The sequence below is a fragment of the Paraburkholderia sp. genome (assembly GCF_034668105.1).
Classification (GTDB): domain Bacteria; phylum Pseudomonadota; class Gammaproteobacteria; order Burkholderiales; family Burkholderiaceae; genus Paraburkholderia.
On record NZ_JAXDPY010000245.1, the window covers coordinates 1 to 18121 of the forward strand.

At 62.1% G+C, this 18121-nt stretch carries 19 protein-coding genes; 5 read left to right on the forward strand and 14 right to left on the reverse strand.

Annotation, left to right across the window (positions count from 1 at the left end):
• Both QOC89_RS11485 and QOC89_RS11490 read left to right on the forward strand, forming a co-directional pair.
• Window positions 1–899: PDZ domain-containing protein (locus QOC89_RS11485; protein ID WP_323045122.1), on the forward strand; the 899-nt coding region annotated here is incomplete at its 5' end.
• Window positions 900–1053: 154 nt separating this feature from the next.
• Window positions 1054–1650 (forward strand): FMN-dependent NADH-azoreductase, encoded by a 597-nt coding sequence (locus QOC89_RS11490; RefSeq protein WP_323045123.1) that lies wholly within the window; start codon window positions 1054–1056, stop codon window positions 1648–1650.
• A gap of 110 nt (window positions 1651–1760) precedes the next feature.
• Here QOC89_RS11490 and QOC89_RS11495 read toward each other — a convergent pair whose 3' ends face one another.
• The 8 genes from QOC89_RS11495 to rpe form a co-directional block, all read right to left on the reverse strand.
• Window positions 1761–2600, reverse strand: coding sequence for a uracil-DNA glycosylase (locus tag QOC89_RS11495; protein ID WP_323045124.1), 840 nt, complete (start codon window positions 2598–2600; stop codon window positions 1761–1763).
• Window positions 2601–2702: 102 nt separating this feature from the next.
• Window positions 2703–3329: a CYTH domain-containing protein gene (locus QOC89_RS11500; protein ID WP_323045125.1), complete on the reverse strand. Its 627-nt coding sequence runs from the start codon at window positions 3327–3329 to the stop codon at window positions 2703–2705.
• Window positions 3330–3368: 39 nt separating this feature from the next.
• Window positions 3369–4154, reverse strand: a complete 786-nt coding sequence (gene trpC, locus QOC89_RS11505; protein WP_323045126.1) for an indole-3-glycerol phosphate synthase TrpC — start codon at window positions 4152–4154, stop codon at window positions 3369–3371.
• Between the two features lie 18 nt (window positions 4155–4172).
• Complete coding sequence (trpD, locus tag QOC89_RS11510; RefSeq protein WP_323045127.1) at window positions 4173–5204, reverse strand: anthranilate phosphoribosyltransferase; 1032 nt, start codon at window positions 5202–5204, stop codon at window positions 4173–4175.
• A gap of 17 nt (window positions 5205–5221) precedes the next feature.
• Window positions 5222–5809 (reverse strand): aminodeoxychorismate/anthranilate synthase component II, encoded by a 588-nt coding sequence (locus QOC89_RS11515; protein ID WP_323045128.1) that lies wholly within the window; start codon window positions 5807–5809, stop codon window positions 5222–5224.
• Between the two features lie 13 nt (window positions 5810–5822).
• Entirely contained in the window at window positions 5823–7316 is a 1494-nt protein-coding gene (gene trpE, locus QOC89_RS11520) for an anthranilate synthase component I (protein ID WP_179734613.1), read from the reverse strand.
• 370 nt (window positions 7317–7686) lie between these two features.
• The gene (locus tag QOC89_RS11525; RefSeq protein WP_323045129.1) at window positions 7687–8403 is read right to left on the reverse strand and encodes a phosphoglycolate phosphatase; all 717 of its coding nucleotides are present in this window, start codon (window positions 8401–8403) and stop codon (window positions 7687–7689) included.
• Window positions 8404–8428: 25 nt separating this feature from the next.
• Window positions 8429–9112 (reverse strand): ribulose-phosphate 3-epimerase, encoded by a 684-nt coding sequence (rpe, locus tag QOC89_RS11530; protein WP_323045137.1) that lies wholly within the window; start codon window positions 9110–9112, stop codon window positions 8429–8431.
• Window positions 9113–9389: 277 nt separating this feature from the next.
• Here rpe and apaG point away from each other — a divergent pair, with 277 nt between their 5' ends.
• A complete protein-coding gene (gene apaG / locus QOC89_RS11535) occupies window positions 9390–9764 on the forward strand; it encodes a Co2+/Mg2+ efflux protein ApaG (RefSeq protein WP_172176826.1) in 375 nt (124 codons plus the stop codon).
• Window positions 9765–9810: 46 nt separating this feature from the next.
• Here apaG and QOC89_RS11540 read toward each other — a convergent pair whose 3' ends face one another.
• Window positions 9811–9984, reverse strand: coding sequence for a hypothetical protein (locus tag QOC89_RS11540; protein WP_323045138.1), 174 nt, complete (start codon window positions 9982–9984; stop codon window positions 9811–9813).
• A gap of 16 nt (window positions 9985–10000) precedes the next feature.
• Between QOC89_RS11540 and QOC89_RS11545 the strand changes: the two genes are divergently transcribed.
• Window positions 10001–11125 carry a murein transglycosylase A gene (locus QOC89_RS11545; RefSeq protein ID WP_323045130.1) on the forward strand — a complete coding sequence of 375 codons (1125 nt, stop codon included), beginning with the start codon at window positions 10001–10003 and terminating at the stop codon, window positions 11123–11125.
• A 141-nt stretch (window positions 11126–11266) separates the two neighbouring features.
• On the opposite strand, the gene paaK is transcribed toward QOC89_RS11545, so the two are convergent.
• From paaK to paaN, 5 genes are all read right to left on the reverse strand, one after another.
• The gene (gene paaK / locus QOC89_RS11550) at window positions 11267–12571 is read right to left on the reverse strand and encodes a phenylacetate--CoA ligase PaaK (RefSeq protein WP_323045131.1); all 1305 of its coding nucleotides are present in this window, start codon (window positions 12569–12571) and stop codon (window positions 11267–11269) included.
• A 162-nt stretch (window positions 12572–12733) separates the two neighbouring features.
• A complete protein-coding gene (paaI, locus tag QOC89_RS11555; protein ID WP_323045132.1) occupies window positions 12734–13195 on the reverse strand; it encodes a hydroxyphenylacetyl-CoA thioesterase PaaI in 462 nt (153 codons plus the stop codon).
• Window position 13196: 1 nt separating this feature from the next.
• Window positions 13197–13988, reverse strand: coding sequence for a 2-(1,2-epoxy-1,2-dihydrophenyl)acetyl-CoA isomerase PaaG (gene paaG / locus QOC89_RS11560; protein ID WP_323045133.1), 792 nt, complete (start codon window positions 13986–13988; stop codon window positions 13197–13199).
• Window positions 13989–14054: 66 nt separating this feature from the next.
• Window positions 14055–15257: a 3-oxoadipyl-CoA thiolase gene (gene pcaF, locus QOC89_RS11565; protein ID WP_323045134.1), complete on the reverse strand. Its 1203-nt coding sequence runs from the start codon at window positions 15255–15257 to the stop codon at window positions 14055–14057.
• 126 nt (window positions 15258–15383) lie between these two features.
• Window positions 15384–17084, reverse strand: coding sequence for a phenylacetic acid degradation protein PaaN (gene paaN / locus QOC89_RS11570; RefSeq protein ID WP_323045135.1), 1701 nt, complete (start codon window positions 17082–17084; stop codon window positions 15384–15386).
• A gap of 132 nt (window positions 17085–17216) precedes the next feature.
• Between paaN and QOC89_RS11575 the strand changes: the two genes are divergently transcribed.
• Window positions 17217–17993: an enoyl-CoA hydratase gene (locus QOC89_RS11575; protein WP_323045136.1), complete on the forward strand. Its 777-nt coding sequence runs from the start codon at window positions 17217–17219 to the stop codon at window positions 17991–17993.
• Window positions 17994–18121 lie beyond the last annotated feature (128 nt).

The following is an 18121-nucleotide window of genomic DNA, read 5'->3' on the forward strand; positions in this document are numbered from 1 at the left end:
CGGCCGTGTTTGCGCCGTACAACTTGAGTGTCGAAAACTACACGCCGCTGCTGTGGTTGTTCGAAGGCTTTACCTCTTACTACGACGATCTGATCCTCGTGCGCACAGGCCTGATCTCGCAAGACGATTATCTCGGCATGCTCGGCAAAGTGATCGGCGGCGTGTTGCGCGGCAGCGGCCGGCTGAAACAGACGGTGGCCGAAAGCTCGTTCGACGCGTGGGTCAAATACTATCGGCAGGACGAAAATGCCCCGAACGCGATCGTCAGCTACTACACCAAGGGTTCGCTCGTCGCGCTCGCCTTCGATCTGACGATCCGCGCGCAGACCAACAACCGCAAATCGCTCGACGACGTGATGCGTCTCTTGTGGCAGCGCTTTGGCCGCGACTTCTATCGCGGCAAGCCCGTCGGCGTCGAAGAAAGCGAGATCGAGGCGATTTTTGCCGAAGCGACCGGTGCGCAACTGGGTGAGTTGTTCGCCGAAGCCGTGCACAGCACGCACGATCTACCCCTCGACACGCTGCTCGCGCCGTTTGGGGTCACGCTCGCCCCGGAACTGGACAAGAACGGCAAACCGTCGCTCGGTGCGCGCGTGCGCGGTGGCGCGGATTGCGCGCTCGCGGCGGTTCACGAAGGCAGCGCGGCGCAGAAAGCTGGCCTTTCGGCCGGCGATGTGCTGATCGCGCTCGACGGGCTGCGAGTGACCGGCTCGAATCTTGATTCCCTGTTGTCGCGCTATTTGCCGGGTGCAAAAGTCGAGGTTCACGCCTTCCGCCGCGACGAGCTCCGCACCGCGCAAGTCAAGCTGGACGGGCCTGAGGTGGCGCGCTACAAGCTCACCGTGAACGACAGCCGGCCGGCGGCGCGCAAGGCGCGCGAGCGCTGGCTGGAAAGCTGATCGTAATCCGGGTCGGCGATAATCGACCCTTCAAAGCGCGGGATTGTTCTACCAGTGCAACAATCCTTCGCTGCCGGACGGCTTTTTCCCGGGCCGGTAAAAAATCACAATGGCTCCACTCGCGCAAAACTGCGCGCCCCTACTGGAGTCAATCATGACCACGATCCTGCAAATCAACTCGGCAGCCCGCTCACAAGGCGCGAACTCGACGCTTCTCGTCAACGAGCTGACCGCAAAGCTGCAACAATCGAATCCGGGCGCGCACGTCGTCGTCCGTAACCTGCAAGCTGAACCGTTGCCGCACCTGGACGACGCCGTCCTCGGCGCGTTCTTCACGCCGGCTGACCAGCGCACGCCGGAACAAGTCGCGATCGCTGCGCGCAGCGAAGCGCTGATCGCCGAACTGCAAGCCGCCGACATCGTCGTGATCGGCGCACCGATGTACAACTTCGGCATCTCGTCGCAACTGAAGACGTACTTCGACTTCATCGCACGCGCCGGCATTACGTTCCAGTACACGGCAAATGGTCCGGAAGGTCTCGTGAAGGGTAAGAAGGTATTCGTGGTGTCGGCTCGCGGCGGCAAGTATCTGGGCACCCCGAACGACAGCCAAACGCCGTACCTGAAGAGCTTCCTGGGCTTCCTCGGCATGACCGACGTGAACTTCATCTACGCTGAAGGCCTGAACATGGGCCCGGACGCCGCGACTGCCGCATTGGCTGGCGCGCGTGAAGCGATCGCTGCTGCGTAAGATGTGAGGTGTGTCCCGCGCCGGGCAATTGCGGCGCGGTGGAATGAAAAAACGCCACGGGGTGCGATTCCGTGGCGTTTTTGTTTTTTGCTGTCCTCTACGCCTCTACACTACGCGAGCATCTGTGCCTCGTCGGGCAAGCGCCAGTCGATCGGTTCACGGCCATGCTGCGCGAGATATTCGTTGGCCTTCGCAAAATGCCCACAGCCGAGGAATCCGCGATGCGCCGACAAAGGCGACGGATGCGGCGCTTCCAGCACGTAATGCGACTTGCCGCCGAGCAGCGCGCGTTTGGCTTGCGCATGCGCACCCCACAGCATGAATACGAGGCCGTCGTGACGCATGGCCAGTTCGTGGATCAGCGTATCCGTGCATTTTTCCCAGCCACGTTTAGCGTGACTCGCAGCCGCATCGCGCTCGACGGTCAGCACCGTGTTCAACAGCAGTACGCCCTGTTTGGCCCACGTGTCGAGGCAGCCATGGAGAGGCGGCGCGTGGCCGAGGCTGGCGGCGATTTCCTTGAAGATGTTGCGCAATGACGGCGGCGTGCGCACGTTCGGCGCCACGGAGAACGCGAGTCCGTGCGCTTGCGGCGTGCCGCGGTCTTCGCCGTGGTACGGATCCTGGCCGAGGATCACGACTTTGACTTCGTCGGGGCTGGTGAGGCGCAGGGCACGGAAGACGTCGGCGGGATAGACGGTTTTGCCGGCCGCGCGCTCACCGTCGACGAAACGGCACAACGGCGCGTAGGCGTCGCTTTCGATGAACGGTTTGAGGTGTGCACGCCAAGCCGGGGGCAGGGCGGCGAATTGGGCTTCGAGGGTCGGCGGAGCGGAGTGGCCGGCAGCGGATGTCCGCTGCTGCGCTATTGCGCTGGACGGCGTGGCCGAGGCGTCGCAGAACAACGAGGCTTGCGACGGATTGGAGCGGGTACGGGAAGCTGAGGTCATGGCGGGGAAGTGTCGCAGCAAACGCGGGCTAGCTCAAGTTTGTGCCGTGTGAAGACCGCGCATTGCGCCGGCGCACGGCGCGGTGCACCACGTGGCCTGCGCTTAACCCGCGCGCAACTGATAGCCGCGCTGTGCTTTGCTGACGTTGTCCGGGGCAAGACCGGCGACTTCTTTGCCGAGCGCCGTTGCCAGCGTATCCAGTACCGCTTCGTCGCCGGACTTCAGTTCCAGCTCGACTTCAGAGATCGGCGCGCGGCGCGTTTCGCCATTCACTTCCGCGATAACGTTGCCCTGATCGATCGCGGCTTCGACTTCGGCGCCGTCCAGATCGACATTCCACAGCGTGCGCGTGAAATTCGTCCGAAAGAGTTCGATCAGTTCCGGCGCTGCCTGGCGCAGGGCTTGCGCGGCGCCGGGTTCGTCACACTGGCGCAGCAAGGCTTCGATCTCCAGCTTTTCGCCCGCCACCGGCATTTCCCATTCGTGCCGGCTGTGCAGACCGTCCTTTGCGTTGCCCACCGTCTTGAACGTTTGCAGCCAGCCGTCCGGCGTATGCCGCAACCGCAGTGCGCTCTTTGAACTTGCTAATGCCAGTTTTGGGGTGTCGAAGTAAATATTCGCCAGCTCGATCGGGCGCCCTTCGTTGCCGGTGCGCGCGACGAACCACTGCGTTGCCGCTTTCACCTGGCTCACCGGCAGTGCCAGCTTGATTTCACGTTCCATCGCCATTGTGGGCTCCGCTACGTCGGCCGAAGATCGACCCTGTGCTCAGAAAAACATCCGCGCAAGTTCCACACCCGGCTCGTCCGCGCGCATGAACGCCTCGCCGACGAGGAACGTGTGCACGTCCATCGCCCGCAGACGTTCCACATCCACGCGCGACAGAATGCCCGACTCCGTGACGACGATGCGGTCGTCCGGAATCGACTCGAGCATGCCGATGGTCGTCTCGATCGACGTTTCGAACGTACGCAGATTGCGGTTGTTGACTCCGATCAGCGGCGTTTTCAGCGTGAGCGCTTCCATCAACTCATTGCTGTCATGCACTTCGACCAGCACCGCGAGGCCAAGCGAATGCGCAAGCGCTTCGAGGTCCTGCATCTGCGAGGTCTCCAAAGCGGCGGCAATCAGCAGGATCGCGTCGGCGCCCATCGCGCGGGCTTCGACGATCTGGTACGGATCGACGATGAAGTCTTTGCGCAGCACCGGCAGATTGCAGGCGGCGCGCGCTTCTTCCAGATACGCCACGCTGCCCTGGAAGAACTGCACGTCGGTGAGGACAGACAAGCAGGCTGCACCGTGTTTTTCATACGAACGCGCGATCTCCGCCGGGACGAAGTTTTCGCGCAGCACCCCTTTCGACGGGCTCGCCTTCTTCACTTCGGAAATCACCGCGGCCAGACCGGCCGCGTGCTTCGCGCGCAATGCGCCGACGAAATCGCGAATGTCGCGCGCCGAGGCTTCGAGGCGCAGCTCTTCAAGCGGCGCGCTCTGTTCGGCCGCGCGGACTTCTTCGCGTTTGACCGCGATGATGCGGTCGAGGATGTCGCTCATAAGTGTCTCGCTACTTAGTTACTGCTTGAATTGCTGGGTGAAGCGGACCAGCTCGTCGACCTTCGCGCGCGCCTTGCCGCTCGCGATCGTTTCCCGTGCCAACTGAATGCCGTCCGCAATCGACGCCGCCACGTTCGCCGCATACAGGGCAGTGCCCGCGTTCAGCGTAACGATCTCGCGGGCCACGCCTGGCTTGTTGTCGAGCGCTTCGAGCAGCATCAGTCGGGATTCGGCGGCGTCGGCCACTTTCAGCGTGCGGTTCGACACCATCTGCATGCCGAAGTCTTCCGGATGGATCTCATACTCGTGGATCTGGCCGTCGCGCAACTCGCCGACTTGCGTCGCCGCACCGAGCGAGACCTCGTCCATGCCGTCCATACCGTACACCACCAGCACGTGCTTGGCGCCGAGCCGCTGCATCACGCGCACCTGAATGCCGACCAGATCGCCGTGGAACACGCCCATCAGCTGATTCGGTGCGCCGGCCGGATTGGTCAGCGGTCCGAGAATATTGAAGAGCGTGCGCACGCCGAGTTCGCGGCGCACCGGCGCGATGTTCTTCATCGCCGGATGATGGTTCGGCGCGAACATAAAGCCCATGCCGGTTTCCGCAATCGAGGCCGCCACCTGTTCCGGTTGCAGATCGATATTCACGCCGAGCGCCTCGAGCACGTCCGCGCTGCCCGACTTGCTCGATACACTGCGCCCGCCATGCTTCGCGACTTTCGCACCCGCGGCAGCCGAGACGAACATCGTGGCCGTGGAAATGTTGAAGGTGTGCGCGCCGTCGCCGCCGGTGCCGACGATATCGACGAAGTTCGAGTTGTCCGGCACCTCGACGTGCCGGGCAAATTCACGCATCACCGTGGCGGCGGCGGTGATTTCGCCGATGGTCTCTTTTTTGACGCGCAGGCCTGTGATGATCGCCGCTGACATCACGGGCGACAGTTCGCCGCGCATGATCAGACGCATCAGATGCAGCATTTCGTCGTGGAAAATTTCGCGGTGCTCGATCGTGCGTTGCAGCGCTTCCTGGGGCGTAATCGACATGATTTCGTCTCTCTTCATCAAGCGGTGCGGTGAGCGGTCTTCGACTGTTTCACGAAGTTTTCGAGTAACGCGTGGCCGTGTTCGGACAGGATCGATTCCGGATGAAACTGCACGCCTTCCACCGCCAGTTCCTTGTGACGCACGCCCATGATTTCGCCGTCCTCGGTCCATGCGGACACCTCGAGACAGTCGGGCAGCGATTCGCGTTCGATCGCGAGCGAGTGGTAGCGGGTGACGACGAAATGCTTCGGCAGGTCGGCGAATACGCCTTTGCAGTCGGTTTCGATCGTGCTGACCTTGCCGTGCATGATGGTTTGCGCGCGCACCACGCGGCCCCCGAATGCTTCGCCGATTGCCTGATGGCCGAGGCAGACGCCGAGAATCGGCATCTTGCCGCTGAATTCGCGCAACACGTCGAGCGTGATCCCCGCATGTTGCGGGTTGCTCGGGCCGGGCGACAGACAAATGCGCTCCGGGTTGAGCTTGGCAATCTCGTCCAGGGTGATTTCGTCGTTCCGATAGGTGCGCACGTCTTCGCCGAGTTCGCCGAAGTACTGCACCAGGTTGTAGGTGAACGAGTCGTAGTTGTCGATCATTAGCAGCATGGTGTGTCTCCGGTCAGAAGTCGCTATCGAGGCCGTCTTGAACCTGCTCGGCGGCGCGCAGTACCGCGCGCGCCTTGTTCTCGGTCTCTTGCCATTCGGATTCCGGCACCGAATCCGCGACTACCCCCGCTGCCGCCTGCACATACAGATTGCCGTTTGCGATCACGCCGGTGCGGATCGTGATGGCCAGATCCATTTCGCCGGTGAACGATAGGTAGCCGACAGCGCCGCCGTAGAGGCCGCGCTTGACTGGCTCGAGTTCGTCGATCAATTCCATCGCGCGGACTTTCGGCGCGCCGGACAGCGTGCCGGCCGGGAAGGTGGCACGCAGCACGTCGAAATTGGTGGTGCCCGGTTTCAGCTTGCCTTCGACGGAACTCACGATGTGCTGCACGTGCGAGTACTTCTCGATCACCATCTTGTCGGTGACGACCACCGAGCCGATCTGGGCGATGCGGCCCACGTCGTTACGCGCGAGGTCGATCAGCATCACGTGTTCGGCGATTTCCTTCGGATCGTTCAGCAGTTCGGTGGCGAGTTCGGCGTCGCGTTCCGGCGTGTTGCCGCGCGGACGCGTGCCGGCGAGCGGCCGGATCGTCACGATGCGATCCTCGCCGCGCTTTTCCTGGCGCACCAGAATTTCGGGCGACGCGCCGACCACGTGGAAGTCGCCGAAGTTGTAGTAATACATATACGGCGACGGATTCAACGAGCGCAGCGCCCGGTACAGCGACAGCGGATTGTCGCGGTAAGGCTTGATCAGACGCTGGCCGACCTGCACCTGCATCAATTCGCCGGCGGCGATGTATTCCTTCGCCTTGCGCACGGCGGCCAGATAATCGTCTTTCGCGAATTCGCGATACGTCTCGGTGCGCACGCTGGCCGAGGTGACCGGCGGCTGCACGGTCGTGCGCAAACGCTGACGCAATTCACGCAGACGCTGTTTGGCTTTCGTGTACGCCTCAGGCTGCGTCGAATCCGCGTACACCACCAGGTAGAGCTTGCCCGCGAGATTGTCGATCACCGCCACTTCTTCGGTGAGCAGCAACTGGATGTCGGGCAGATTCAGATCGTCTTTCGGCGCGGTGTGAGCGAGCTTTTTCTCGATGTAGCGCACCGCGTCGTAGCCGAAGTAGCCGGCCAAGCCGCCCGCGAAGCGCGGCAGACCGGGACGCTGCGCCACTTTGAAGCGCCCCTGGAATTGCTGGATGAACTCGAGCGGATCGCCCTCGTGCGTTTCGACGACTTTGCCGTCCCGCACCACTTCCGACACGCCGTTGCGGGTGCGCAGCAGGGTGCGCGCCGGCAAGCCGATGAACGAATAGCGGCCGAAGCGTTCGCCGCCGACCACCGATTCCAGCAGGAACGAGTTGGCGCCGTTGCGCTCAGGCTGAGCGAGTTTCAGGTACAGCGAGAGTGGCGTTTCGAGGTCGGCGAGCGCTTCGGCGATCAACGGAATGCGGTTGAAGCCCTCGTTGGCGAGGGACTGGAATTCGAGTTCGGTCATGTTCCGATCCTGTACGTACGTCAGACGGCACTATGCGTCGGACAAAGCGGGGCGCGGCGCCGCCGGTCAGGCGTTCGTTCGACGTTTCGATACGATGATACCGACCGGCGCGAGTTTTCCATCGACGCATGCAAGGGATTTCAGCGCACACATGTACTTTGCGGGTACACGTCGGCCGAATCAACCGATGCAGCGAAACAATGTGATGGAAAAAACGCGTGAGCGCAGCGAAGTAAAAAACGGTTGCCGAAGACGAGCTTCAGCGTACCTCAGGCGAGGTTAGCGCGACCAGCGACGCCAGGGCCAGGCTCCCCGGTCGATGCTAATCAGACTCCGTTTTTTATTCAGAAACATGAGGATGAGGGACTTTTCAAGTCGTGGAATGGTGTGCTGCGATAGCCTTGGCGGCATCGAGCAGCGAGGCAACTATACCATCGGATTTTATTTCTTGTATAGCTCGGCCGTGGTTGTAGCCGTACGGCAGCGTCAGCGTTGCCATGCCCGCCGCGCGGCCTGCCAGCGCATCATTTTCCGAATCGCCGATGGCGACCGTGGCTTGCGGGGCGACGCCCAGACGCGCCGCGGCGGTGAGCATGGGCAGCGGGTCGGGCTTCTTTTTCTCCAGGCTGTCGCCGCCGAGTACGACGCTGAAATACTGGCTGAGACCGTACTGCTCCAGTAGTTCGAGCGCGAAACGGTACGGTTTGTTGGTGACGCAGGCTAGTTTGAGGCCGGCGTCGCGCATGGCGCGGAGGCCGGCTTCGACCTCCGGATACAGCCGCGTGTGCACGCCGTTGATCTTGGCGTATTCCGCCTGATAGATCGCGAGCGCCTCGTCGAAACGATCTTGTGCATGATCCGTTTCGAAGCGCTGAGCCAGCACGCTGCGAATCAGATTCTCCGAGCCTTTGCCGATGTAGCCGATCACTTCCTCGCGGGAGGTTTCCGTCGCGTCGAGTTGCGCGAGCATGCCGTTCAGGCCGGCGGTGAAATCGTCGGCGGTGTCGATCATCGTCCCGTCCAGGTCGATGATCGCGGCTTGCAGGCGCGGGCCGGTGAGGGTCGGAGCGGGGTACTGAGTTTTCATCTTTGTCGGTGATTCCGGTGTTCGATCAGTGTTCGATGTTGGCGAGTGCGGCGCGCATCTTGTCGATCACCGCCTTGTGATCCGGCGCGCCGAAGATCGCTGAGCCTGCCACGAACGTGTCCGCGCCAGCCGCTGCAATTTCAGCGATGTTATCGACCTTCACGCCGCCGTCCACTTCAAGATGAATCTCGCGGCCGGTCTTTTCCTTGTAGGCGTTGATCCGCTTGCGCGCTTCGCGCAGCTTGATGAGCGCCTCAGGAATGAACGACTGGCCGCCGAAGCCCGGATTCACCGACATGATCAGCACCAGATCGACCTTGTCCATCACGTAGTCCAGATAGCTCAGCGAAGTGGCCGGGTTGAACACGAGACCGGCCTTGCAACCGTGGTCGCGAATCAGCGACAGCGTACGGTCGATATGGTCCGAGCCTTCCGGATGAAAACTGATCAGATTCGCGCCGGCCTTGGCGAAGTCCGGCACGATCCGGTCGACCGGGCGCACCATCAGGTGCACGTCGATCGGCACGTCCACGTGCGGGCGGATCGCTTCGCAAACGAGCGGGCCGATTGTCAGGTTCGGCACGTAATGGTTGTCCATCACGTCGAAGTGGATCCAGTCGGCGCCAGCGGCGACCACGTTGCGGACTTCTTCGCCGAGACGGGCGAAATCGGCGGACAGAATGCTGGGGGCTATGCGGAATTGCGTCATGGCGGGGGCGGATGCAAGCGGGGAAAACGCCATTTTACCGGTTTGTGCGCTTCTGAACCGGCGCGCGGGCGGTTCGAGACCGGCTCCGAAAGCGCGGGGCAAAAGTGACAAAACGCCTTAGCAGCCCTTGGCCAAAGGGATTTGTCCGGTTGCGGGCGTGCCGCGCATCAAGCAGAATGCCAAACCATACGCGCCGCTTCGTCAATGTGCCCGCAAACCATTGGCGTTCGGGGCTTCCCACGTTTTTTTACACGCGTTTGACCAGACCGGAATCAGGATGAGCCAGTACGAATTCAGCGTCTCGGCGCAGGTGCAGTATCTGCCCGAAGAGTCGGACCCGGAGCGCCGCCAGTATGCGTTTGCATACACGCTGACTATCCGTAACAGCGGCCAGGTGCCGGCGCAGTTGATTGCGCGTCATTGGGTGATCACCGACAGCGACAACAACGTGCAGGAGGTAAAAGGCCTCGGCGTGGTCGGGCATCAGCCGCTGCTCAAGCCGGGCGAACACTTCGAATATACGAGTTGGGCCGTGATCGCCACGCCCGTTGGCACCATGCGCGGTGAGTATTTCTGCGTGGCGGAGGACGGCGAGCGTTTCGACGCACCCGTGCCTGAATTCATTCTGCGCATGCCGCGTACGTTGCATTGAACCGAGCGCGCGGCACGCGGTCTCTAAAAAGCCTTACGGCGCAGCTTCACTGAGATTTTCGCTGCGTTTGCTGTTCATTGCTGGCGGCGCGCGCGGCCTTTTTCTTGCCGGACGACGTCCATACAACGATAAAGACGAGCAGGAAGAGCGCGAGGAGCGATTCCAGCGCGAAGATGAGCATTGGGTATTCGTCGAACAGATCAGACATGGCGGTTTCCATCAAGAACGAACATTGTATGCGGTTTGTCCGCACGGCCGGAGCATGGCTCGGGGCGCTTTCGGTTGCAGTGCTACTGGCTTCCTGTGGCGGCGGCGGCGCGGTGCGGCCTTCGGTTTCGCCGCCCACGGGTGCCGCGATCATACCCGGGCAGATCGCCGCAACGCGGCTTACGGCGGTAGCCTGGCAGCAGGTGCCGGGGTGGCAGGACGATTCGCTGATCGGCGCCACGGCTGCGTTGCGGCAAAACTGCACGAGGCTTGCGCGTCAACCGAACTGGGCCCGCGCATGCGCGGCGGCCGCGCAGATCGACGATCTGGATGTGACCAGCGCGCGGGCGTTTTTTGAGGCGTACTTCACGCCTTTCCAGCTGGCCAATAACGATGGCACGCTCGACGGTCTCGTCACCGGCTACTACGAGCCATTGCTGCGCGGTTCGCGCACCCGGCATGGTGTGTACCAGACGGCGTTGTACCGCTGGCCATCCGGTTATCGCGCCGGTGCTCCGCTGCCGGCGCGTGCGCAACTCGAGCGCGCGGGTGTGCTCAACGGCAATGAACTCGTGTGGGTCGACGATCCGATCGAAGCCTTCTTCCTGCAAGTGCAGGGGTCGGGACGCATCGTGATGGAAGACGGCAGTGTGATGCGGCTCGGCTTTGGCGGCACCAACAACCAGCCGTACAAGTCGATCGGGCGGTGGCTGCTCGATCGCGGCGAACTGACACCGGCGCAAGCGACCATGCAGGGCATCAAGGCGTGGGCGCGTGCGAACCCCGCGCGGGTCGACGGGCTGCTCGATACCAATCCGCGCTTTGTGTTCTTCCGCGAAATGCCGTCCGGCGAGAGTGCGCCGAGCGGCGGTGCGGATGGTCCGATCGGCGCGTTGGGCGTGCCGTTGACGCCGGAGCGGTCGATCGCGGTCGATCCAACTTCGATTCCGTTGGGTACGCCGGTGTTTTTGCAGACCACGCGTCCGTTGACGAACTCGCCGATGAACCGCCTCGTCTTTGCACAGGACACGGGGTCGGCTATCAAGGGCGGGGTGCGCGCCGACTACTTCTGGGGTCTCGGCGACGACGCTGGCGATCTGGCCGGCAAGATGAAGCAGGGCGGCCGGATGTGGTTGTTGCTGCCGAATTCGTGAGGGTTTCGGCGGCGGCGCGGTGACGGGTTTTTTAGTCCGCGCCGTATTCGCCGTTCAGGGCCCGCGCCAATTGATAATGGCGCGGGCGCCGGTCAGTTCCCTTATCAAGCACAAGCATCAACATCAACTTCGACGCTTCGCTTAAAGTCCGGATTTCCGTTTGTCCACCACTCGGCGCGCTTTGCCTACCGAACGCTCGATACCGTTCACGCCCAGCACATTCACGATTGCGCTTACACCGATCAGTGCCTTGATGTCGTAGGTCAATGCCTGTTTGGCCGTGGTAAGCGCGGCGATATCCGGTGCTGATTCCGGACAGGGTTCGACGTTCAACGTCAGTACATCGAGCGGGCCTTCCCTGGTCAGGACGATCTGATAGTGAGGCGCGAGAGCGTGCTGCTTGAGCAGCAATTCTTCGATCTGCGTGGGGAATACGTTGACGCCGCGCACGATCATCATATCGTCCGAACGGCCCGTGATCTTTTCCATCCGACGCATGGTGCGCGCGCTGCCTGGCAGGAGACGCGTCAGATCGCGTGTCCGGTAGCGGACGATCGGCAGCGCTTCCTTCGTCAGCGACGTGAATACCAGTTCGCCGAGTTCGCCGTCCGGCAGAACCTCGCCGGTTTCGGGGTCGATGATCTCGGGATAGAAATGGTCTTCCCAAATGGTCGGGCCGTCTTTGGTCTCAACGCACTCCGAAGCGACGCCGGGTCCCATCACCTCAGACAGACCATAGATGTCGACAGCGTCGATGCCCATGCGCTTTTCGATCGCCTGACGCATGTCGTTGGTCCACGGCTCCGCGCCGAAGATGCCGATGCGCAGCGAGCAATTCGCCGGGTCGATGCCTTGCCGTTCGAGTTCGTCGGCGATCGACAACATATAACTCGGCGTAACCATGATGATGTCGGGCCGGAAGTCCTGAATCAGCTGCACCTGTTTCTCGGTCTGACCACCGCCGAACGGGATCACCGTCAGCCCCGCGCGCTCGGCGCCGTAGTGCGCGCCCAGGCCGCCTGTGAACAAGCCGTAGCCGTAGCTCACGTGCACCTTGTCGCCGCGCTTCGCACCTGCTGCACGGATCGAACGTGCGACGAGATTGGCCCACGTGTCGATATCGCGCGCCGTATAGCCGACGACCGTCGGCTTGCCCGTCGTGCCGGACGACGCGTGAATCCGTGACACCTGTTCCTGCGGCACCGCGAACATGCCGAACGGGTAGCTGTCGCGCAGATCCTTTTTGGTGGTGAAGGGGAAGCGCGCCAGGTCCGCGAGGGTTTTCACTTCGCTCGGGTGGACGCCGGCTTCATCGAATTTGCGCTGATAGACCGGCGAATTCTCATAAGCATGGTTCAGCGACCATTTGAGCCGTTCGAGTTGGAGCGCGGCGAGTTCGTCGCGGCTGGCTGTCTCGATGGGATCGAGCGGAAGGGCGGTGGTCATCGAATGTCTCCTTGCTGCCTCAATGCTTGGGTCGGGGTGCGGTGCGCTTGCGCGCAAAAATCGGGAACGCGTTGCTATCTATGGATGCGCTGCCAATGTGTCGCGGACGCGCCGCGCGATTCTGCTGCGAATCTGGCGCGACTCTGCTGTTCAGTCGGTTGTTCAATCGCCCGTGGGAATCAGGTTGCCTTTGATCTGCGCGGATTTGCCGCGAAACATCGCCACGGTCTCGTCTGCGCGGTTCTTGACGCGAATATCGTAGATGCCCGTGCGGCCACTCAGCGTTTGCTCGACCGCTTCGGCCGTCAACACGTCGCCGCCGTGTACCGGCCGCAGGAACTCGATCGAACAGCCGGCTGCGACTGTATTGATGTTGTATGTGTTGCAGGCGAAAGCGAACGTCGAATCAGCGAGTGTGAAAATCAGGCCGCCGTGGCAAATCTGATGGCCGTTCAGAAAGTCGTCACGAACGGCCATACGCAGACGCGCGTACCCTGGGCGTACTTCTAAAATTTCGAGTCCGAGCGCCCGACTGCACGCGTCGTTTTCGTACATGGCCGCCGCGGTTGCGCGAGCGAGTTCGTCCGGCGTCATGTGGGCGGGGTGATTCGATTGCGTCGACATGTCAGCGACCCTCAAAGCGCGGCGCGCGTTTTTCCACGAACGCTTGCACGCCTTCCGCATAGTCGTGGGAAGCGCCGAGTTCGCGTTGCAAATCACGCTCGAGATCGAGCTGCTGATCCAGGGTTTGCGTCGTGCCCGCGCGCATTGCCTGCTTGATTGCGGCGATGGCGCGTGTGGGTTGCTGCGCCAGTTGTGCCGCGAGCTTACTTGCCGTGGTGGCGAGCTCGGCGTCATCGACCGTTTGCCAGATCAGGCCCCAGCTTTCGGCTTTCTCCGCGCCCAGTTTGTCGCCGGTGATGGCAAGTCCCAAGGCGCGCGCCATGCCGACGCGTTGCGGCAGGAACCAGGTACCGCCCGAATCCGGTACGAGACCGATCTTCACGAATGCCTGGATGAAGCTGGCCGAACGAGCGGCAAGCACGAGATCGCAAGCTAGCGCGAGATTGGCGCCGGCGCCGGCGGCCGTGCCGTTTACTGCGGCAATCACGGGCAACGGCAGCGCTTGCAGGCGGCGAATCAGCGGATTGAAATATGTGTCGATCAGTTCGCCCAGATCGGTCATCGCGCCCGGCGTGAAGTCGAGATCGGCGAGATCCTGTCCCGCGCAGAAGCCACGGCCCGCACCGGTGAGCACGAGCGCCCGGGCGCCGGATGCTTCGACCTCGCCGAGCGCCGCGCTCAATTCTTCGTGCATGGCGCGCGTAAAGCTGTTGAGCTTGTCCGGGCGATTCAGCGTGATGGTCGCTACGCGGCTAGGTATATCGATGTCGACGCGGATCGATTCATATGACATTGGGTGTCTCCTCAAAGTCTCTAAGTCTCTTTCACCGTGGGGACGGTGGGCGAAGCAGCGTTGGGATCAGAGCCGCTCGATTACCAGTGCGATGCCTTGACCCACACCAATACACATCGTGCAAAGCGCAAAACGGCCGTTGGTCCGCTCCAGCTGATAAAGCGCCGTGGTGATCAGACGCGCGCCGGACGCGCCGAGCGGATGGCCGAGCGCAATCGCTCCGCCATTCGGGTTGACGCGCGGATCGTCGTCACGCAGACCGAGGGTGCGCAGCACGGCGAGCCCCTGCGAGGCGAAGGCTTCGTTCAACTCGATCACGTCGAATTGCTCGAGTGTCATGTTCAGTTGCTTCAACAGCTTTTGCGTGGCCGGCGCCGGGCCAATACCCATGATGCGCGGCTCCACGCCTGCCGTCGCCATGCCGACCACACGTGCGCGGCGACGCAATCCGTATTGGTCGGCAGCGTGCTGATTCGCGAGCAGCAATGCACATGCGCCGTCGTTGACGCCCGACGCATTGCCGGCGGTTACGCTGCCGTCGGGGCGAACCACGCCTTTGAGCTTGCTGAGACTTTCGAGCGACGTTTCGCGCGGATGCTCGTCGAGCGTCACGTGGATTGGGTCACCTTTCTTCTGTGCAATTTCAACGCCGACGATTTCCTGAGCCAACGTGCCGTCGCGCTGCGCGCGCGCTGCTTTTTGCTGGCTCGACAGCGCAAACGCGTCCTGATCCGCACGGCTTATGCCGAATTCGACGGCGACATTTTCCGCGGTCTCCGGCATCGAATCGACGCCATATTGGCGTTTCATCAGCGGATTGATGAAGCGCCAGCCAATGGTCGTGTCGTAAATGTCGGCTTGCCGCGAAAACGCGCTGGTGGCTTTGCCCATCACGAACGGCGCGCGCGTCATGCTTTCGACGCCGCCAGCGATCATCAACCGCGCTTCGCCGGCCTTGATGGCGCGAGCAGCAGTGCCGACCGCGTCCATGCCGGAACCACACAGTCGGTTGATGGTTGCACCGGGCGCATCGGTAGGCAAACCGGCGAGCAATGCCGACATGCGGGCGACGTTGCGATTGTCTTCACCGGCCTGATTCGCGCAGCCATAGATCACGTCGTCGAGGACTCGCCAGTCGACGCCGGGGTTACGGTCGATCAGCGCCTTGATCGGAACGGCGCCGAGGTCGTCGGCACGGACCTCCTTCAGGGCGCCGCCGTAGCGGCCGATTGGGGTGCGAATCGCGTCGCAAATAAAGGCGTCGTTCATGTGGGTTCCTGCTGGGATGGGCCGGCGGGACATGCCGGACCGATGTCTCATGTTAGTTGGGGCGCACGGCTCGGTCCATTCGGCCAAACGGCATAGGACGAAAGCCGTGCTTTTGTCTTATGCCATTCAGCCAGCTACCGCCGGCACCGCTTTCGGTTCAACATGAACGCGACTTTGAACCACGCGGAAGCGATTCGCGACAAAGGCCGCGTCGGCCAGCGCGGCATTTGCTGCCGGGTTTGCTCCCGTGCCGTGGAAGTCAGAGAAGGCCGCCGACTGATTGACGAAAACGCCGCCCGTCAAATTGATCGACAGTGCTACACCACCGCGGATCGATGCTTCGTGCGCTTCTTCGAGCACGGCTTCATCCGTACTGTAGACAGACAGCGTCAGCGCGCCGTGCTCGGCAGCGATTGCGCCAGCAAGGTCGAGCGACTGAGCCGTCGAGTCCGTTGCTATCACGAACGAGATCGGACCGAACCATTCTTTGGTGAATTGCGCGTGGTCGTTGGCGGCGTCTAGTCGGAGCACGAGCGGTGTGCGCACGCGGGCACCGGCAAAGGCCGGATGTTCCAGAGTTTGGCTTTCTACGAGAACGTGGCCGAGCTTGGCAGCCTCGTCGATACGTTGAGCTACGCCTTCGTTCTGGATCGCGCCGAGCAGCTCGACGGCGCGTGCTGGGTCAGCAACCAGTTTTTGCACGGCACCCGCGATAGCCTGGGCGACTTCGTCGAAACCGAGCGTGCCTTCAGCGGTGCGGATACCGCCGCGCGGTACGTAGATGTTTTGCGGCGCGGTGCACATCTGGCCCGAGTACAGCGCGAGCGAGAAGGCGATATTGCGAGCGGCGGCCTTGATGTCGTCCACCGAGTCGATCACGATCTGGTTGACGCCGGCTTTCTCGGTGTAGACCTGAGCCTGGTGCGCATTGCGCTCGAGCCAGGTGCCGTTTTGTGTACTACCCGTGAAGTCGATCAATTTGATTTCCGGCCGCAGTGCCAGATCCTGCACGAGCGGGCCGTCGTTCGGTTCGGTCGCTAGCAGCATGACGATATTTGGGTCGAAGCCGGCTTCGCGCAGCACGTCACGCGCGATTCGGACGGTCAGCGCGAGCGGCAGAATTGCGCCGGGATGCGGCTTGACGATGACCGTGTTGCCTGTCGCCAGATCGGCGAAGAGGCCCGGATAGCCGTTCCACGTCGGGAAGGTGCAGCAGCCGAGCAGGAGGCCGGTTCCGCGCGGCACGACGGTGTAGCGCTTTTGCATCGCGAGCGGCGGATTTTTGCCTTGCGGCTTTTCCCAGTGGGCATCGGCGGGAATGCGGCGCAGTTGGTCCCATGCATACACGACCGCTTCGAGTGCACGGTCTTGAGCATGCGGGCCGCCGGCCTGGAAAGCCATCATGAATGCCTGGCCGGTCGTGTGCATCACGCTGTAGCCGATTTCGAAGCTGGCGCGATTCACGCGCGCGAGGATCTCGAGGCATACGCCGATCCATGCCTGCGGGCCGGCCGCGCGCCAGTTGCGTTGTGCGCCGGCCGCTGCGGCGATCAGCGCGTCAGGATCGGCTTTCGGATAGCGCACGCCGAGCGGAAACCCGAACGGTGAGACTTCAGCGCCGACGGTTTCTCCGGTCGACGGCTGGTCCAGCTCGAAAGTCTTGTTCAGATGCGCTTTGAATGCGGCTTCGCCGTCCGCGTTAGCTGTTTCCCCGTACACTTTCGGACTGGGCATCTCGACGAACGGACTCCAGTAGCCGCGTGTTTCAACCGCGGTAAGTGCCTTTTGCAGCGTGTCTTCATGCTTGGTGAATAGCGGATGTGTCATGGCAGAGGGGCTTGGCTAAACATTGGGAAAAGCCTGTCGAATAATTGACCGACCGGTTGGTTGGTGAATGGTAGCATTATTAAGACGGTCGCGCGAAGCGTTTTCGCGTGGCATTAACCACTAGGAGGCGGCATGGCTTACGAGAACATTCTGGTTGAGACGCGAGGGCGGGTCGGTTTGATCACGTTGAATCGCCCGAAGGCGTTGAATGCGTTGAACGACGCCTTGATGGACGAACTGGGCGCGGCGCTGCGCGAGTTCGATGCCGATGACGCTATCGGCGCGATCGTGGTGACGGGCAGTGAGAAGGCGTTCGCCGCTGGCGCCGACATCGGCATGATGGCGACCTATACCTATATGGATGTCTACAAAGGCGACTACATCACTCGCAACTGGGAAACGGTGCGCTCCATCCGCAAACCGATCATTGCGGCAGTGGCGGGCTTCGCGCTTGGCGGTGGTTGCGAGCTGGCGATGATGTGCGACATCATCTTCGCCGCCGACACGGCGAAGTTCGGTCAGCCAGAGATCAAGCTCGGCGTTATGCCGGGCGCAGGCGGCACGCAGCGACTGCCGCGTGCCGTTTCAAAGGCGAAAGCAATGGATCTTTGCCTGACCGCCCGTTTCATGGACGCTGCGGAGGCAGAGCGCGCTGGACTGGTCTCGCGAGTGATCCCGGCCGCTTCCCTCCTTGACGAGGCTGTAGCTGCTGCCGCGACCATCGCTGAATTCCCGTTGCCTGCAGTGATGATGGTCAAGGAATCGGTTAATCGTGCCTACGAAACAACGCTCGCGGAAGGCGTGCATTTCGAGCGTCGCCTCTTCCATTCCCTGTTCGCTACGGAGGATCAGAAGGAGGGCATGGCCGCGTTCGTTGAGAAGCGCAAACCGGTTTTCAAGCATCGTTAATACGCGTATCAAAATAACGCTTGCAAGGCGGGGTTGGGCTCGCTAGAATCTCGCTCTTTCGTGCTCCGGACAGCGGGGCGCGGGAGGCGGGAGAGCCAGCAGTGGCAAGGCTTTGAGCGAAGTGGGCG

What these genes read in the sequence shown, in the direction of transcription:
- QOC89_RS11490 (WP_323045123.1), top strand. Translation starts at nt 1,054, where the DNA reads ATGACCACGATCCTGCAAATCAACTCGGCAGCCCGCTCACAAGGCGCG.
- QOC89_RS11495 (WP_323045124.1), bottom strand. Translation starts at nt 2,600, where the DNA reads ATGACCTCAGCTTCCCGTACCCGCTCCAATCCGTCGCAAGCCTCGTTG.
- QOC89_RS11500 (WP_323045125.1), bottom strand. Translation starts at nt 3,329, where the DNA reads ATGGCGATGGAACGTGAAATCAAGCTGGCACTGCCGGTGAGCCAGGTG.
- trpC (WP_323045126.1), bottom strand. Translation starts at nt 4,154, where the DNA reads ATGAGCGACATCCTCGACCGCATCATCGCGGTCAAACGCGAAGAAGTC.
- trpD (WP_323045127.1), bottom strand. Translation starts at nt 5,204, where the DNA reads ATGTCGATTACGCCCCAGGAAGCGCTGCAACGCACGATCGAGCACCGC.
- QOC89_RS11515 (WP_323045128.1), bottom strand. Translation starts at nt 5,809, where the DNA reads ATGCTGCTAATGATCGACAACTACGACTCGTTCACCTACAACCTGGTG.
- trpE (WP_179734613.1), bottom strand. Translation starts at nt 7,316, where the DNA reads ATGACCGAACTCGAATTCCAGTCCCTCGCCAACGAGGGCTTCAACCGC.
- QOC89_RS11525 (WP_323045129.1), bottom strand. Translation starts at nt 8,403, where the DNA reads ATGAAAACTCAGTACCCCGCTCCGACCCTCACCGGCCCGCGCCTGCAA.
- rpe (WP_323045137.1), bottom strand. Translation starts at nt 9,112, where the DNA reads ATGACGCAATTCCGCATAGCCCCCAGCATTCTGTCCGCCGATTTCGCC.
- apaG (WP_172176826.1), top strand. Translation starts at nt 9,390, where the DNA reads ATGAGCCAGTACGAATTCAGCGTCTCGGCGCAGGTGCAGTATCTGCCC.
- QOC89_RS11540 (WP_323045138.1), bottom strand. Translation starts at nt 9,984, where the DNA reads ATGGAAACCGCCATGTCTGATCTGTTCGACGAATACCCAATGCTCATC.
- QOC89_RS11545 (WP_323045130.1), top strand. Translation starts at nt 10,001, where the DNA reads ATGCGGTTTGTCCGCACGGCCGGAGCATGGCTCGGGGCGCTTTCGGTT.
- paaK (WP_323045131.1), bottom strand. Translation starts at nt 12,571, where the DNA reads ATGACCACCGCCCTTCCGCTCGATCCCATCGAGACAGCCAGCCGCGAC.
- paaI (WP_323045132.1), bottom strand. Translation starts at nt 13,195, where the DNA reads ATGTCGACGCAATCGAATCACCCCGCCCACATGACGCCGGACGAACTC.
- paaG (WP_323045133.1), bottom strand. Translation starts at nt 13,988, where the DNA reads ATGTCATATGAATCGATCCGCGTCGACATCGATATACCTAGCCGCGTA.
- pcaF (WP_323045134.1), bottom strand. Translation starts at nt 15,257, where the DNA reads ATGAACGACGCCTTTATTTGCGACGCGATTCGCACCCCAATCGGCCGC.
- paaN (WP_323045135.1), bottom strand. Translation starts at nt 17,084, where the DNA reads ATGACACATCCGCTATTCACCAAGCATGAAGACACGCTGCAAAAGGCA.
- QOC89_RS11575 (WP_323045136.1), top strand. Translation starts at nt 17,217, where the DNA reads ATGGCTTACGAGAACATTCTGGTTGAGACGCGAGGGCGGGTCGGTTTG.